Annotated in this window: 12 protein-coding genes; 9 read left to right on the forward strand and 3 right to left on the reverse strand. The window is 56.5% G+C overall.

What is annotated here, in order from left to right; genetic code table 11:
* Position 1: 1 nt before the first annotated feature.
* The 6 genes from ACL7TT_RS18480 to ACL7TT_RS18505 all read left to right on the forward strand — a co-directional run bounded on the left by ACL7TT_RS18480 (position 2) and on the right by ACL7TT_RS18505 (position 7,682).
* The gene (locus ACL7TT_RS18480; protein WP_413397645.1) at positions 2 to 667 is read left to right on the forward strand and encodes a GntR family transcriptional regulator; all 666 of its coding nucleotides are present in this window, start codon (positions 2 to 4) and stop codon (positions 665 to 667) included.
* 381 nt (positions 668 to 1,048) lie between these two features.
* Positions 1,049 to 2,398 (forward strand): aspartate aminotransferase family protein, encoded by a 1,350-nt coding sequence (locus tag ACL7TT_RS18485; RefSeq protein ID WP_413397647.1) that lies wholly within the window; start codon positions 1,049 to 1,051, stop codon positions 2,396 to 2,398.
* Between the two features lie 107 nt (positions 2,399 to 2,505).
* Positions 2,506 to 3,891, forward strand: a complete 1,386-nt coding sequence (locus ACL7TT_RS18490; RefSeq protein WP_413397649.1) for a glutamine synthetase family protein — start codon at positions 2,506 to 2,508, stop codon at positions 3,889 to 3,891.
* Between the two features lie 589 nt (positions 3,892 to 4,480).
* The gene (locus ACL7TT_RS18495) at positions 4,481 to 5,824 is read left to right on the forward strand and encodes a glycosyltransferase family 4 protein (RefSeq protein ID WP_413397651.1); all 1,344 of its coding nucleotides are present in this window, start codon (positions 4,481 to 4,483) and stop codon (positions 5,822 to 5,824) included.
* Entirely contained in the window at positions 5,824 to 6,570 is a 747-nt protein-coding gene (locus ACL7TT_RS18500; protein WP_413397653.1) for a class I SAM-dependent methyltransferase, read from the forward strand. The genes ACL7TT_RS18495 and ACL7TT_RS18500 overlap by 1 nt, the downstream gene beginning before the upstream one ends.
* Positions 6,567 to 7,682: a prenyltransferase/squalene oxidase repeat-containing protein gene (locus ACL7TT_RS18505; RefSeq protein ID WP_299943363.1), complete on the forward strand. Its 1,116-nt coding sequence runs from the start codon at positions 6,567 to 6,569 to the stop codon at positions 7,680 to 7,682. The genes ACL7TT_RS18500 and ACL7TT_RS18505 overlap by 4 nt, the downstream gene beginning before the upstream one ends.
* Here the strand turns inward: ACL7TT_RS18505 and ACL7TT_RS18510 are convergent.
* The gene (locus ACL7TT_RS18510) at positions 7,611 to 8,228 is read right to left on the reverse strand and encodes a class I SAM-dependent methyltransferase (protein ID WP_299943365.1); all 618 of its coding nucleotides are present in this window, start codon (positions 8,226 to 8,228) and stop codon (positions 7,611 to 7,613) included. The two genes, ACL7TT_RS18505 and ACL7TT_RS18510, sit on opposite strands and share 72 nt — an antisense overlap.
* 115 nt (positions 8,229 to 8,343) lie before the next feature.
* Here ACL7TT_RS18510 and ACL7TT_RS18515 point away from each other — a divergent pair, with 115 nt between their 5' ends.
* Positions 8,344 to 9,066, forward strand: coding sequence for an acyltransferase (locus tag ACL7TT_RS18515; protein WP_299943368.1), 723 nt, complete (start codon positions 8,344 to 8,346; stop codon positions 9,064 to 9,066).
* Between the two features lie 28 nt (positions 9,067 to 9,094).
* Complete coding sequence (locus tag ACL7TT_RS18520) at positions 9,095 to 9,607, forward strand: shikimate kinase (RefSeq protein ID WP_413397656.1); 513 nt, start codon at positions 9,095 to 9,097, stop codon at positions 9,605 to 9,607.
* A 105-nt stretch (positions 9,608 to 9,712) separates the two neighbouring features.
* Here the strand turns inward: ACL7TT_RS18520 and ACL7TT_RS18525 are convergent, their stop codons facing one another.
* Positions 9,713 to 10,183 carry an Lrp/AsnC family transcriptional regulator gene (locus ACL7TT_RS18525; protein WP_299943373.1) on the reverse strand — a complete coding sequence of 157 codons (471 nt, stop codon included), beginning with the start codon at positions 10,181 to 10,183 and terminating at the stop codon, positions 9,713 to 9,715.
* A gap of 276 nt (positions 10,184 to 10,459) precedes the next feature.
* On the opposite strand from ACL7TT_RS18525, the gene ACL7TT_RS18530 reads away from it, so the two are divergent.
* Entirely contained in the window at positions 10,460 to 14,017 is a 3,558-nt protein-coding gene (locus ACL7TT_RS18530) for an indolepyruvate ferredoxin oxidoreductase family protein (RefSeq protein ID WP_413397658.1), read from the forward strand.
* 196 nt (positions 14,018 to 14,213) lie between these two features.
* Here ACL7TT_RS18530 and ACL7TT_RS18535 read toward each other — a convergent pair whose 3' ends face one another.
* Complete coding sequence (locus tag ACL7TT_RS18535; protein WP_413397660.1) at positions 14,214 to 15,104, reverse strand: TraB/GumN family protein; 891 nt, start codon at positions 15,102 to 15,104, stop codon at positions 14,214 to 14,216.
* Between the last annotated feature and the right edge of the window lie 521 nt (positions 15,105 to 15,625).

A 15,625-nucleotide genomic window follows, 5' to 3' on the forward strand; every position in this document is an offset into this window, starting at 1 on the left:
TATGACGCGGGCATTTAACCCCACGCAGGAAGTGTTTCGCACCACCCAGGAGCGGGTCTATTTTCAGGTACGCGACGCGATTCTGCGCGGCAAATTTCTGCCCGGCCACGCAATCACTATTCGCGGGTTGGCGGCGGAACTGGATTGCAGCCCCATGCCTGTGCGGGAAGCGCTGAGACGCCTCACTTCCGAGCGGGCGTTGGAGGTATCGGATACCCGCCGCGTGACCGTTCCCACTATGACCCTGGAAAAGCTCGCAGAGATCTGTGCAGCCAGGGTGGTGTTGGAGTGCCAGGCTGCCGAGCAGGCCCTGCCTTTTGTGGATGAGGAAGCCCTGGAGGCTCTGTGCGAACTGGATACCCGAGTCAATATTGCACTGGCGGAAAAAGATATAGAGCAGTATGTGACGGCCAATCTCGATTTCCACTTTACGCTCTACCGCCTGGGGCGCCCTCATATCATCCTTTCTTTGATCGAGAGTCTGTGGCTGCAAACAGCCCCTTTGCAACATCTGGTGTTCCAGCGCTTCGGTGTACAGGAACTGCCCGACCGCCACAAGGATCTCCTGATGGGGGTTGCCAGGGGGGATGTTGAGCAGGTGCGCAGGGCCATTCGCCAGGATATTGAGGAGGGGCTCGGCTCTATCTCTGCGGAGGAATTGCTTTAGCGAGCCTCGTATCCCACCCAGTCCCGGTGCGCCAGTGGCCCTCTTCAGTCATCTCGGGGGAGCGTTGCTCCAAAGTGCTGAATCCCGGGCTGCTACCTATTCTGACTGGTTGGTCAAATTTTTTTAACTTCTGTGATAGTCCCATAAGAGCTCTGTTGGCGTTTAGGCAGCGGGTGAAGGTTCGATAAATCTTGCACTTCTGTGAGCCTCGCCACTAAAATGTGATCACAAAATTTAAGAGAAATGCGCTACCGTGTGGCGGCTTGTGTGCAAGACCTATCCAGGTGGCTGACAGATGGCGGGATTACTCTTCATTCATTGGTGCGGGTCCATGATCTCACTCACAGGAGTGGACCTCGGCGCAAACGACAGGAGCGGAATATGAACAAGACTGAGCTGCAACAACAGGATCGCAAACATCTGCTGCACCCTTTCACCGATTTCCACGACCTGGGTCGGCAGGGCACCCGGGTGATCACCCGCGCCGAGGGCGCCTATATTACCGATATCGATGGTCACCGCATGTTGGACGGCATGTCCGGTCTCTGGTGCTGTAATCTGGGCTACAGCCGCAGGGAAATCAGTGATGCCATTTATGAGCAGCTGAACACCCTGCCGTTTTACAACAGCTTTTTCCAGTGCACCACCGCGCCCGCCATTGAACTGGCCGATGCCCTGGCGGAAGTGACTCCGGCGGCTATCAACAACGTGTTCTTTACCGGTTCGGGTTCCGAGGCGAATGACACCAATCTGCGTATTATTCGCCGCTTTTGGGATCTACAGGACAGGCCGGAGAAGCGCATTGTGATCTCCCGCAAGAATGGCTACCACGGCTCCACCATCGCCGGCGCCAGTCTCGGTGGCATGAGTGGTATGCACAAGCAGTTCCAGCCGCTGGACTACATCGAGCATGTACAGCAGCCCTATTGGTTCGCCGAGGGCGGCGATATGTCACCGGAAGAGTTTGGCATTTACGCCGCCCGGACCCTGGATGAAAAAATCCAGGAACTGGGCCCGGAGAATGTTGCGGCCTTTATTGCCGAACCGATCCAGGGGGCAGGCGGTGTGGTAATCCCGCCGGAGACCTATTGGCCTGAGGTGAGAAAGGTGTTGGGCCAGTACGATATTCTGCTGGTGATGGACGAGGTGATCTTTGGCTTTGGTCGCACCGGTGCTTGGTTCGGGGCTGACTACTATGGCATGAAACCGGACCTGATGACTTTTGCCAAGGCGGTGACCAATGGGTACTTTCCGTTGGGTGGTACTCTGGTAAATGACCGTGTCGCCGAGGTGATCAAAAGCAAAGGGGGGGAATTTACCCACGGCTACACCTACTCTGCGCATCCGGCAGCCTGTATGGCGGGCCTGGCGACCATCAACATCCTGCGCAATGAGAAGATTATCGACACTGTACGCGATGTGACCGGTCCCTATTTGGCCAAGCGCTGGGCAGAGCTGGCGGATCATCCGATTGTGGGCGAGGCCCGCAGCCTGGGCATGGTTGGCGCCCTGGAGCTGGTAAAAGACAAGCTCAGCCGTGCCCGTTTCGATGAGGATTGCACTGCCGGTGCTATGTGTCGCGACCTCAGTATTAAAAATGGACTGGTGATGCGCGCCACCGGCGATACCATGATCATCGCGCCGCCGTTGATCATCACCACCGAGCAGGTGGATGAGCTGGTGGAAAAAGCATGGCGCGCTCTGGACGGCACTGCCGCGGCACTGGCGTAAACTCGTCTTAGTGCCTCTTTATGGCCGCCACCTCTGCCCGCCCATAGCGGGCCGGGGTGGCGGCTTTAGACTGTTTTGTGGTTTGACAGGATTATCTCAGGCAACTTATGTCTCAAGAAAAAAAATTCGCTGCTCGGCCGGACCTGCTGGCGCAATCACACCAATTCCTGGCAGAGCATGCGGACTTAAAGTGGATTGAAGGTTTTATATTCGACATCAACGGTGTGCCCCGGGGTAAATGGCTGCCCGCCGATTCGGCGCAGAAGCTGCTCAAGGGGGGCCTGCAAATGCCGCGCAGCGCCGTTAGTCTGGATATCTGGGGGCGAGATATCGAGGATAGCCCACTGGTGTTTGCCAGTGGCGACAGCGATGGCGTCTGTCTTCCGGTATCCCCAATCAGCCCGGCACCCTGGCACAGGGAGTTGACCGCTCAGCTGCATATGCAATTGCACGAGGCGGATGGTTCCGCACTCTACGCCGATCCGCGCAGCCAGTTGCAACGGGTGCTGGACAGGTTGAAAAAGCTCGGATACAGCGCGGTTTGTGCCACTGAGCTGGAGTTCTACCTGTTGCATGATGAGCTGGATCACCTGGCGCATCCGCGCCCCGTGTGTGATAACGATGCGGAACTGGTGCCCTCCACAGACGTATACGATCTGTCGGAGCTGAACGCCCAGGGGCATTTCTTCGCCGATGTCCGTGCTGCCTGTGAAGAGCAGGGTATTCCGGCGGATTCAGTGCTGTCGGAATGCGCTCCCGGTCAGTTTGAAATCAACCTGAATCACAGTGCCGATCCGCTCGCGGTTGCGGATCAAACCCTGCTGTTCAAACGCCTGTTAAAGGGTGTCGCGCGCAGTCACGGCTTGCGTGTCAGCACCATGGCCAAACCGTTTGGCAACCGGGCCGGGAACGGTATGCATGTGCATTTGAGCCTGGTTGACAGCGCTGGCAGGAATGTCTTCGACAACGGCAGTGAACAGGGCTCAGCGCTGCTGCACCAGGCGGTTGCGGGTATGCTGGCGAGCGCAAATGATGCGATGGCATTTTTCGCACCGCACAGCAATTCCTATCGCCGTTTCCAGGAGAGTTCCCACGCACCGCTGAACCTGTGCTGGGGCTACGATAACCGCACCACCACCTTGCGCATTCCAGCCAGCAGCCCGGAGGCCCGCCGCATTGAGCACCGTATCGCCGGTGCCGATGTGAATCCCTACCTGGTTCTGGCGGCGATTCTCACCGGTGTATGCCATGGGCTGGAAAACCAATTGGAACCACCGGCTCCGGTTGAAGGGGATGCCTATCAGGTTGAGAGTGAGCAGCTGATCAATACCTGGGATGGCGCACTACAGCGTTTTGAACAGAGCGCCCTGTGGCGTGAGTATCTCGATCCGCGCTTTATTGCGCTGTTCCTGTTGCTGAAGCGCCAGGAGCAGGCAGAAATTGGTGCACGGGTGACCGATGTGGAATATCAGAGCTACTTGTACCGCGTGTAAGCCAAGGCGTATTGCTATGCGTCGCAGCGGTGATCAAGGCATCTTGACTAAACGGCTTTCACGACAGGGGGCGGCGGCGGATTGCAATCCTCTGCTATACCTAAGTTTAAGTGCGTAATGCGCTTGCAACTCTCCTCCTGAAAGTGTGTTCAAAAAACCTGGCCCGCTATTTGGCGGGCATTTTTTATTCTACCTGCGGGTATCATCGCGCTTGTACACCCCAGTGCCAATGGCAGCCTTGCGCTCTGGCAGAGCGGGTGGGGGTGAGGGAGAAGCAGAGGTTATACACAGGGTGAGAATCTTTGTATAACTATCTGTATTTATTGAATTTATAGGTGGCATATTTATAGATTCTTTGGCGCAGAGAACACCGCCCCCTGCGCGTTTTTTCTGTCCTGAAGTAATGTTTTCTGGCCAGCATGGCCATTAGTGTGGACTGTTTCAGCCTAGCGGTCATTTCCACCTCAGTGTATTCTTCCGCTTTTACTGCGCGGGCCCGACTCAACCGGCGTTCACAGAGATGCTGCATAAAAGACAGCGTTGGTCGGTCGTTGCGTGTGGGTCCCCGAACAATGCGAATAGGGAATTTATGACCGCCTTGGGTAAGTATGCGGACGGTCCTCTGGCCGGCAAGGCTCGGCCACTCAACATATGCCTTCTGGGTTATCGCAGTCATCCACACAGTGGCGGCCAAGGAATTTACCTGCGCTACCTGAGTAAGGCACTGGTGGATGCGGGACATGTCGTGGATGTTATCTCGGGCCAGCCTTATCCGCAGTTGGATGAAAGGGTAAAGTTGATTGAGATGCCCGGGCTTAACCTCTACGAGGCTGAGCATCCCATCCGGGCCCTCAAGGCGAAGCATCTGCTGTCCTGGACGGACTTCTTCGAATGGTTGAGCAAGCTCACCGGTGGGTTCGCAGAACCCTATACCTTTGGCCGCCGGGTGGTCAGGTACCTGCGCAGATGCGGCCGTCACTACGACATAGTGCACGATAACCAGTCGCTCTGTTATGGCCTGCTGGAGATTGAAAAAAGCGGTTTGCCCGTTGTGGCCACCATTCACCACCCCATCACACGTGACCGGCAACTGGCCCTGGATGCGGCGCCGGACTGGCGTTTCAGGTTATTGGTGCGCCGCTGGCATAGCTTTCTGAAGATGCAGACCAAGGTCGCACGCAAACTGCGTCACATCGTGACAGTGTCGCGCCAGTCGCAACGGGATATTGTCGAGCTGTTTGGTGTGGCACCCGAGCAGGTACAGTTGATTTACAATGGCATTGATACGGAGATATTCAAACCGGACCTGCAGGTGCAGCGCCTGCCGCTACGTATTATGACGACGGCGTCGGCAGATCAGCCACTCAAGGGGCTGCGGGTGTTGTTGCTGGCCCTGGCCGAGTTGCGCAAACAGTTCACCGATGTGGAATTACTGGTGGTGGGCGCGATGCAGGCGGGCGGTGCCACCGAGCAACTGCTGCAAAGCCTGCAGTTGCGTGATTCGGTACAATTTGTTTCCGGCATTTCCAATGAAGAGCTGGTGGATTACTACCGCAGTGCCACTGTCGTGGCTTGCCCGTCCCTCTACGAAGGGTTTGGTCTGCCTGCGGGAGAGGCGATGGCCTGTGGCACACCGGTGGTTTCGAGTGATGGCGGCGCGCTTCCGGAGGTAGTTGGAGATGCCGGCATCCTTGTGCCGGCCGGCGACAGCAAAGCGCTGGCGGAAGCCCTTGGCAGGGTGTTGTCCTGTGAAACCCTGCGGGTTGAACTGGGTGCACGGGGTAGGGCCCGGATTGAAAACAGCTTCTCCTGGAATCTGGCCGCAGCGAACCTGGTGGCGTATTACCGCGAAATACTGGGTGAACCTCCCGTGCCCCAGAACAGTGGGTGCGATTTGGTGGCGAACAATATCCGCGGTGTGGAGGCCGCTTGATGATTACAGTGGCTCCGCAACACTTGAACCTCCGTCCCGGTCAGAAGGTGCTTGATCTCGGATGTGGAGAAGGGCGTCACTGCATCCACCTGATGATCACCGATGCGGTGGATATTTATGGCATCGACCTCTGCTTTGACGATGTGCGCACTGCCAGTGGGCGGGCTGAATCATTTAGCAGCCCCGAATACGCAAAAGGGCGCCTGTTATTCGGCGTTGCCAACGGTCTGCAATTGCCTTTTGCAAACGCTTGCTTTGATGTGGTGATCTGCTCTGAGGTATTGGAGCATATTGGGGAATATCAGGCGCTTCTGGCGGAAATCGATCGGGTGCTGAAACCCTCGGGGATTTTCGCCGCCACTGTACCGGCTTACTTCCCCGAATGGCTTTGCTGGCAGCTCAGCGATGCATACCACCAGGTGGAGGGGGGCCATATCCGTATTTTTCGTGAGCGTGAACTGCGCGAAAGTATTGAGGCCCTGGGACACCGCTATTTCGCTCGTCACAAAGCCCACGCCCTGCACGCCCCTTACTGGTGGCTAAAGTGTCTGTTCTGGAACAAACCGGAATCCCGCCTGGTCGCCGCTTATCACCGGTTGCTGGTGTGGGATCTAATGAAACAGCCCGTGGCCACCCGCGTTGTGGAAAAACTGCTAAACCCGGTACTTGGCAAAAGCCTCGCACTCTATTTTGTCAAGGCCCACCGGGCCGTGCGGCAGTTGCCGGCGGGAGTAAAAAACCCGTGAGTGAGCTGGAGGCTTTTCCGCTTAACCCTGCAGGGTTATTCCCAAACGGCTTTGTGCAAGACAGCGCAGCCTATATCCTTTCCCAGCAGCAGCCCGACGGTGCTATTCCCTGGTTTAAGGGAGGCCACGCCGACCCCTGGGACCATGTAGAGGCGGCCATGGGACTGGCGATTGCCGGTGAGTTGGCCGCTGCAGAAAAAGCCTACCAGTGGCTGGCGGATACGCAGTTGGAGGACGGCAGCTGGTGGGCGGCCTACAAGGATGGCGCAATAGAAAACCAAGAGCGCCGCGAGAGCAATTTTGTTGCCTATGTTGCCACCGGTATCTGGCATTACTACCTGATCAGCGGTGATAGGAAGTGCCTGCATCGTTTTTGGCGGATGGTGGAGCGTGCCATTGAGTTTGTGCTGGGCCTGCAAACCGAACACGGTGAAATCCATTGGGCGGTGGATACTGAGAGCAAACCCAAAGAGGATGCCCTGGTTACCGGTTGCTCTTCCATTTACAAGAGCCTTGAGTGCGCGATCAATATCGCCCACCGACTGGGGGTTTCGCGCGCGCATTGGGAGTCGGGCCGCTTTGCCCTGGGCAATGCCCTGCGCAACAGCCCCGAGCGCTTCGACCGCACCTGGGCTTCCAAGGCCCGCTTTTCCATGGATTGGTTTTACCCGGTGCTTTGCGGTGCTGTCTCCGGCGCGGCGGCCCGTGTGCGTCTGCAGCAGCGCTGGGAGGAGTTTGTGGTGGCCGGGTTGGGTTGCCACTGTGTCAATGACGAGCCCTGGGTGACAGTGGCCGAATCCTGTGAATTGGCCATGGCGCTACTGGCCACCGGGCAGCGCGCCCGCGCCGAAGTAATCTATCGGGGGCTGCACCGCTGGCAGGACAGTGACGGCGGTTACTGGACAGGGTATGTCTATCCCGATGATGCGGTTTGGCCGGAGGAGAAAACCACCTGGACGGTGGGGGCGATGCTGTTGGCTGCCGATGCACTTGCCGGTCTGACACCGGCGAGCGGGCTCTTTACCACTGTGTCCCTGTTGTCAGAGACGGCGCAAAATACCCAGGGTGTCCACTGTCTCGACCAGTTCGAACTGAGCGGAAGCCAGGGCTAGTTTATAAATATCGTAGGGTGCCTGCCCCCCATAGGCTGGGTCGGGGAAGATATCGTGGATGGCGAGGTAACCGCCCGGGACTATGTGGCGTGACCAGCAGCGGTAGTCGGTCATCGCCGCTTCCAGGGAGTGGCCACCGTCGATAAAGACGAGGCCCAGAGGGGTATTCCAGCAGCGCGCCGCAACCGACGAAGGCGCCACAATGGGAACCACCCAATCGTCCAGTGCAGCGGTACGGATATTTGCGCGGAAGCTGCCAAAACTGTCCATCATTTGAATGTGGTCGTCAAACAGCTCCGGATCATGGTATTCCTCTCCGCGTTGATGCTCTTCGGAGCCCCGGTGGTGATCCACGGCAAACAACACGCTGTTGGTCAGTTTGCAGGCCGCGGCCAGATAAACGGTGGATTTACCGCAATAGCTACCGACCTCCAGGCAGGGGCCAAGGCCACTGGCCTCCGCGGCGAGATGATAGAGGGCCTCCCCTTCCTGGGCTGCGAGGAACCCCTTAATGGCTCGAGTATCAATGGATAGTCTAATGGTCATGGAGAAAGGCTTTCTATTTGTTGTGGTCCGAACACTAAACCCCGGCATCCGCAAAAGCAATTGCGATTTGCTTTGCTGGTGCTGATCTCAAATGGACGAAACCTGAATTTAAACGATGCGCAAAGATCACAGACCCTATTGGCTAAAGCGCTTGCAGCTGCGCTGGCGCACGTGGCGTACCGAGCGTTACCTGCTTCCGCAGTTCGATGCTGTGGGGGTTGAGCCGGAGGTCATGGACCCTGCCTCGGTACAGGTATTTGGTGCAAATATTCGCTTGGGTCACTACCCCCATTTAATTTCCAATGCGGAAAAATGCATACGCTTCACCACTTTTGGCCACAGGGGGCGCGAGGCATTCATTACCATTGGAAACTATGTACTGATTTCTCCCGGAGTGCGGATCTCCGCGGCGCACTCCATAGAAATTGGCGATGCCTGCATGCTCGCTGCCAACGTGTATATCTCTGATTCCGACTGGCATGGTATTTACAATCGCACGCGGCCTTTTCGCTGCACAGCGCCGGTGCGGCTGGGCAATAATGTCTGGATCGGCGATAGTGCGACCATTTGCAAAGGGGTTAGCATCGGCGATCATTCTGTGGTGGGTGCCGGTAGCATTGTCACGCGGGATGTGCCGGCGAATATGGTAGTCGCCGGCAATCCGGCGAAGCCGGTGAAAACCATCGATCCCAAGCGGCGGATGATCACCCGCGAGGCCCTGTTTACCGACGCTTTCCGCCAAACCCATAACCTGGAGGAACTGGATAAAATGCTGTTGCAGGGCAACAGCCTGCGCGGCTGGTTGCGCGCGTTGTTTTTCCCTCGGCGTGGTGATTGAATGGTTTTTTGCTCCAAGATGTGAACTGATGAAGAAAAGAAAAAGTATTGTGCTCATTGGGATGCCCGGTGCCGGTAAAAGCACTCTGGGCGTTTTGCTGGCCAAAGAGATGGCTCTGGATTTTGTCGACACCGATGTGTTGATTCAGGCCCGTAAAGGCAAAACCCTGCAACAGATTATCGCGGAGAGTGGCTATCTGAACTTGAGGAGGATTGAGGGGGAAATTATTGCCAGTGCCCATTTGCCCAGGCATGTGATCGCAACCGGCGGCAGCGCTGTGTACAGCGATGCGGGTATGGCAAACCTGCGTAGCCTCGGTGCGGTCGTGTTTCTGGAGTGCTCGGCAGAAGCGCTGCGCCGCCGTATTCACAACTACGAAAGCCGCGGTATCGCCAAGGCACCGGGGCAAACCTTTGAAGCGTTATTTTTAGAGCGCCAGGCGCTTTACAGGCAATATGCGGATATGACGGTACGCTGTGACGGTTTGACCATGCAGGAAGCGCTGGAGCAGCTGATAGAGGCGCTAAAGGCGCGGGGTTAAAACACCTGGGATACCCCCGGTCAATCGGGGTTGTCAGCCATTGGAGAGCAGCGCTGATAGCCCCGGAACAGCGGGGCTATCTTTTGAACCCCCTGCCTGCCTTGCTTATAGAGGCAGTTGCGTGGTGTATTTCACCTGTTTCAAGGCAAAGGTGGAATTGACCGAAGCCACATTGGGCAGGTGGACCAGCGAGCGCTTTAAAAGCTGCTCATAATGCTCTACGCTGTCGACGACTACGCGCAGCACATAGTCCTTGTCCCCACTGGTCGAGTAGCATTCAACCACTTCTTGAACGTCCTGTACTGCCGATTCGAAACTGTTCAGGGATTCTTCGTCGTGGTTGTGAATCGTGATATAACAGTATACTGTGACCCCTAGGTCTAGCTTGCGGGGGTCCAGCAGGGTAACACGGCCGCGGATAATGCCTTCTGCCTCGAGCCTTTTAATGCGCCGCCAGCAGGGGGTGTGGGAGAGACCGACCTTGTCGCCGAGTTCCGCCATGGAATAATCGGCGTTTTCCTGCAGCGCACGCAGAATCTTGCGGTCGAAGTCATCCATGTCTGTCAAGCGCTTCATAAAGACTCCTATCCTATAAATATTTTTATATTCGAAATTTTCATCATAAATTTACGCACATTTGTGTAAATAAAGCAATGCCCTGTTGCGCCTAACGAACTAGTATGGCCCGACCAGCTTGTCTCGGGACGGGTGCTGTTGCTGATTGCCTGCCCGCGGACGCTGGTGTGGACCACAATGGCGATATTTGTTTGCCGACTAGCAGGCAATTCAAAAAATAATGACTCATAGCCCAAAACGGGTTTTACACAGAGTGAACGAGCGGAAATTAGGTGTATGACTGATAAAGAGACCCGTTCCCAGTGCGCGGAGCTTACCCAGGCAGGAAAACAGATCTCCCTGGAAGACCGCTATACCCTCCTCGAGGGCCGTGTGCTGCTCTCCGGGATACAGGCGCTGGTGCGCCTGCCGATTGACCAGATGCGCATGGATCAATCCCGCGGCCTCGACACTGCCACTTTTATTTCCGGTTATCGCGGCTCTCCACTGGGGGGCTACGATCTACAGCTGTCTCGAGCCAAAAAACTTCTGGAGCAGCACAATATCCGTTTCCAGCCGGGCGTCAATGAGGAACTGGCGGCGACCGCTGTGTGGGGGTCCCAGCAGGTGGGCCTGTTCGAGGGTGCCGAGGTGGATGGCGTTTGCGGCATCTGGTACGGCAAGACCCCGGGGGTGGACCGCTCTTGCGATGCCTTCCGTCATGCCAATGCGGCGGGCTCCTCTCCCAAAGGGGGCGCTCTAATCGTGTCCGGTGATGACCACGGCTGCAAGTCCTCATCCTATCCCGGTCAGTCGGAATTCGCCTTTGTGGATATGCATATCCCGGTACTGAATCCCGCCACTGTACAAGAAGTACTGGACTACGGCCACTACGGGCTGGAGCTGTCCCGCTTTAGCGGCTGTTGGGTGGCGATGATTACCCTGGCGGAAAATATGGACAGTGCCGCCACGGTGGAAGTGGACCCGCGGCGGGTAGCGTTCATCTACCCGGAGATCGAGCGCCCCGATGGCGGCTTGAACATCCGCAAGCAGGACAACCCCCTGGCGCAAGAGGAGCGCCTGTGGCGTTACAAACGACCGGCAGCCCTCGCATTTGCCCGCGCTAACCACTTAAACCGGGTGGTGTTGGAGAATCCCGAGGCCACGCTGGGTATTGTCACCACAGGCAAGGCCCACCTGGACCTGATGCAGGCCTTTGAGGATATGGGCATCGATGAGGAGAGGGCCCGGCAGATCGGAATCCGGATTCTCAAGGTGGGCATGACCTACCCCCTGGATGTACCCGGTATCCAGGCATTTGCCCGCGGCCTAGATACGCTGCTGGTGCTGGAGGAGAAGCGCAGCCTGATGGAAGTGCAGCTGAAAGAGGAGCTGTACAACGTACACCAGAAAGATCCCCACTTTCCGCGTATTCTGGGCAAGGTGGACGAACATGATCGACCGCTGATGCCGGCTTACGGAGAGCTGTCGCCGGCTATTATTGCCCAGGTGCTGGGTGCTGTGCTGGGTGCTGACAGGCTGGGTGAAGGCGGCAAACACCGCTTGATGCGCCTCAGTGCCTTGGCCCAACGTATCTCCCGGCAGGCGGGTTCCAGTGTTTCGCGCCTGCCCATGTTCTGTGCCGGTTGCCCCCATAACCGTTCCACCAAAGTGCCGGAGGGCAGCCGTGCCCTTGCCGGTATCGGTTGCCACTATATGGCCCAGTGGCTGGATCGTGAGACCTATACCTTTACCCAGATGGGTGCCGAGGGTGTCAACTGGGTGGGGCAGGCACCATTCACTCGCGAAAAACACGTGTTTGTGAATCTCGGTGATGGCACCTATTTCCATTCCGGCATTCTGGCGATTCGCGCCGCTGTCGCCGCCGGGGTCAATATCACCTACAAAATCCTGTTTAACGACGCTGTAGCAATGACCGGTGGCCAGCCCCACGACGGCGAGCTGTCACCGGATATGATCTGCCGACAGGTACTGGCGGAGGGGGTGCAGAAGGTTGTACTGGTGATGGATAACCCCCAGAAATATCGTGGTGTCCTGTCCTTTCCCGCCGAGGTTGAGATACGCCACCGCGATCACCTGCCAGCGGTAATGGAAACACTGCGGGAACTTGAGGGCTGTTCCATCATCATTTATGACCAGACCTGTGCCACCGAATTGCGTCGCAAGCGCAAGCGCGGCCTGTTGCCTCAGGCCGAGGGTCGTCCATTTATCAACGAACTAGTCTGTGAGGGCTGTGGCGACTGTGTGCAGCAGTCCAGCTGTATAGCCGTGGAGAAAGTCTCCACGGCACTGGGTGACAAGCGCCGGGTCAATCAGACCGGTTGCAACCAGGATCTGTCTTGCATCAATGGTTTCTGTCCGTCGTTTGTCACTGTGAAAGGGGGGCGCCTGGCCAAAAATGCCGGAGTGGGGGATCGGCTCTGCACCGAAGCGGAGAAACTCCCTGCGCCACAGCAGCCCACACTGGAGGTTCCCTACAATTTCCTGGTGACAGGTGTGGGTGGTACCGGTGTAGTGACAATCGGTGCACTGCTGGCAATGGCGGCCCATATCGAAGGGACGGCTTGCAGTACACTGGACCAGACCGGCCTGGCGCAAAAGGGCGGTGCGGTTTACTCCCACATACGCTTTGCCGCGCGGCCGCAAGCGCTGCAAGCGGTGCGTATCTCCGACGGCCGTGCCGATGCATTGATGGCCTGCGACCTGATAGCCGCGGGTAACCTGGCCGCCTGTCTAAGCAAGCTGGACGAAACCCGCAGCCGCGCCGTGGTGAACACCCATTTGAGTCCGACTGCTGCGAGTGTATTGGGGCGGGAAGAGGTGCATTCGCCCCAGGCGATTCTGGATACCCTGAGCAGCGCAGTCAGTGCGCTGGATTCCGTTGCAGCGCACCGGCTCACCAAATCCGCACTTGGCGATACGCTTGCCGCCAATATCTTTATGTTGGGTTTTGCCTGGCAAAAAGGGTTATTACCGCTTTCCCAGGCATCGCTACAGCAGGCCATCAAGTTGAACGGTGTTGTTGTGGAAGGCAACTTGCAAGGTTTTGCAGCAGGCCGGCTTGCCGCTGCAAATCCCCAGGCTCTGGAAGGGCTTCTCGCCAGTGAGCAAGCGCCAGTGGCATTTCCGCAAGGGCTGCAAGAACTGGTTGCCCACCGGGTTGAACATCTCACTGGCTACCAGAATCCGAAACTGGCGAAGCGCTATCAGAACCTGGTAGACCAAGTGAGCGCCGCAGAAGCCCTCATCTTGCCCAAAAGCCAGGCACTTGCGGAAGTGGTTGCTCGCAACTATGCCAAGCTGCTGGCCTATAAAGACGAGTATGAGGTTGCACGACTGTATACCGACGACCGTTTTATCCAGTCACTGCAGGAGAATTTTAGCGGGGACTTTAATCTGGAGTTCAACCTGGCCCCGCCACTTTTGGCCCCCTTTGACAAAGTGCTGAGACGGCCTCGCAAGATGAAATTTGGCGGTTGGATGTTTAAAGCCTTTGCCGTTTTGGCCAAACTGAAATGCCTGCGCGGCACAACCCTGGATGTGTTTGGATATACTGCCGAGCGCAGGGAGGAGCGGGCCCTGATCGCCGACTATGAGCAGCTGGTTAACAAGGTCGTGCGTGAGCTAAGCGGCCAGAACCACAGTGCAGCCCTTGAATTGCTGGGCTACCCGGATGTGATCCGCGGTTATGGCCCGGTAAAAGAGGCTGCTGTGCAGGATGCGCAGCAACGGCGCGCCATGGCGCTCAACCGGTTTGAAAGCCCCGAGGGTGATAACGACCTGGCGGCCGAGGTGGCAGTATTCGATCCCGCCAGAGCGCAGCAAGCGGGGTAGGCCATGTGCATCAGGGGTTTGGCACTGGCGGTTATTTGCCGCGCCGGTATATCGGTGTTACCCCTGTTGCAGCCGGTTTTACCTGCAACAGGTTTGCAGGGGGCTGGCAGCCGGTGAAATTGCGCGCTCTCCCTGTTGTCCTGGCACAGCGCCTTCAGATACAGAGTCCGGCAAGCCGATAGCTATTCAATGATCGTCAGAGTTGTTCCAGCTTGTATCCTGCCTGTTCAAGCAGTCGGATCACGCCCTTTTCACCCACCAAGTGGCCCGCTCCCAGGATCACAAATAGAGAGGGGTAGTTGGGCGCGTTAGTCGCGATCCAGGCTGTCATCTTTTCGTTGCGTTGGAAAAACAAAGCGTCGAACAACGGTTTGTAGTCCGGGTTTTCTTCAAGTCCCTGCAGAACAATCAGGCGGTTGAGGGCGTCGATATCGCCGGTTTTCCAGGCACGGGTGATTTGCGGCAGTAAAGAGGAGATATCCTCCAGTTGCTCCAGGGTCCGCTGGAGCAACAATGCTGGATTCTCCAGGCTGTTGAGCAGCTCGACTTGTTGCAGTACCCCTTCGAGTTCCAATACCGCCTTGCCGTCCTGTTTGGCTTTTTTGAGAAAGTGCCTGTCGATGCCCCATTCGGGTTTCAGGCCGTGGGCATGCATTTCAATCATGCCCATGGAAGCCATGGCAATGGCGGGGCGCTGGCGAATAAACAGGGCTTCGGGCATGTTGTGTTTGCGCATCCAGCCCTGCAGCTGTTGGTACAGTTCCGGGGGCAGATCATCGCGCAGGCTCCGATCACCCTGGTAAACCGACGCCATCATGATTTTCTGCTGCAGCAGCATATCGCTCTCGGCAGCGGTGATATCGGCCTCAACGGCAATGGCATCGCTGTTTGAGTAGGCTTGTTCAATTTGGGCGCGCAGGGGATAGAAATCCTCAGTCGCCAGATGAATGGAGCCGAGCAGATAGACAGTTTTATTTTCCCTGGTAGCCTTCCAGAAGACGCCTTTGTCTGCCTCAGCTGCCGACACAAGCCCGGCAAACAGGAGGAGAGCAGCAGCAATCGAATGGGTTAGATAGCGATGAAACATGTCATTTTCCTGATCTTATCTAGGTCAACACATGTTAGCACTCTGTATTTACGCTTTATACCGGGGCCGATGAGGTCTCTATCGGGGGGTGGCGCTGTTGGTGCTTGAGAAAGGCCGGTTGCAGTGGGTGATTTTGCGAAATTTACTGGGCAGTTCACTCTTTGAGAGCCGGTATGCTGACACAGGGGGTGCCTGCACCTCTGCCTGAACGTTGTTAACACCTAAAAGGGTGCTTGAATTTAAAAATATTAAAATAAAAGTTATAGATAAAATTAAGAATATGTATTTTTATCATTAAATACAGGTTGCTGCTGAGTTCTTTGGCGTAGGTTTTCTTCTGTAGTTATTTAATTTATAATATTCGATTAATTAAGGTCGCGGATTCAACCTTGAAGCGCATACCATTTATGCAGCTTGTGCCGCCAAGTAATTATCCATTAAATCTTCTGGTGTTTCAAAGCCTAATGTTTTCCTTGGGCGGTTATTTAAATCGCATACCACTACATCAACCTCTCCCTGAG

This window comes from Microbulbifer jejuensis, assembly GCF_047289955.1.
Classification (GTDB): Bacteria; Pseudomonadota; Gammaproteobacteria; order Pseudomonadales; family Cellvibrionaceae; genus Microbulbifer.

Coding starts and splice junctions, on each gene's coding strand:
- ACL7TT_RS18480 (WP_413397645.1), top strand. CDS start 2: ATGACGCGGGCATTTAACCCCACGCAGGAAGTGTTTCGCACCACCCAG.
- ACL7TT_RS18485 (WP_413397647.1), top strand. CDS start 1,049: ATGAACAAGACTGAGCTGCAACAACAGGATCGCAAACATCTGCTGCAC.
- ACL7TT_RS18490 (WP_413397649.1), top strand. CDS start 2,506: ATGTCTCAAGAAAAAAAATTCGCTGCTCGGCCGGACCTGCTGGCGCAA.
- ACL7TT_RS18495 (WP_413397651.1), top strand. CDS start 4,481: ATGACCGCCTTGGGTAAGTATGCGGACGGTCCTCTGGCCGGCAAGGCT.
- ACL7TT_RS18500 (WP_413397653.1), top strand. CDS start 5,824: ATGATTACAGTGGCTCCGCAACACTTGAACCTCCGTCCCGGTCAGAAG.
- ACL7TT_RS18510 (WP_299943365.1), bottom strand. CDS start 8,228: ATGACCATTAGACTATCCATTGATACTCGAGCCATTAAGGGGTTCCTC.
- ACL7TT_RS18515 (WP_299943368.1), top strand. CDS start 8,344: ATGCGCAAAGATCACAGACCCTATTGGCTAAAGCGCTTGCAGCTGCGC.
- ACL7TT_RS18520 (WP_413397656.1), top strand. CDS start 9,095: ATGAAGAAAAGAAAAAGTATTGTGCTCATTGGGATGCCCGGTGCCGGT.
- ACL7TT_RS18525 (WP_299943373.1), bottom strand. CDS start 10,183: ATGAAGCGCTTGACAGACATGGATGACTTCGACCGCAAGATTCTGCGT.
- ACL7TT_RS18530 (WP_413397658.1), top strand. CDS start 10,460: ATGACTGATAAAGAGACCCGTTCCCAGTGCGCGGAGCTTACCCAGGCA.
- ACL7TT_RS18535 (WP_413397660.1), bottom strand. CDS start 15,104: ATGTTTCATCGCTATCTAACCCATTCGATTGCTGCTGCTCTCCTCCTG.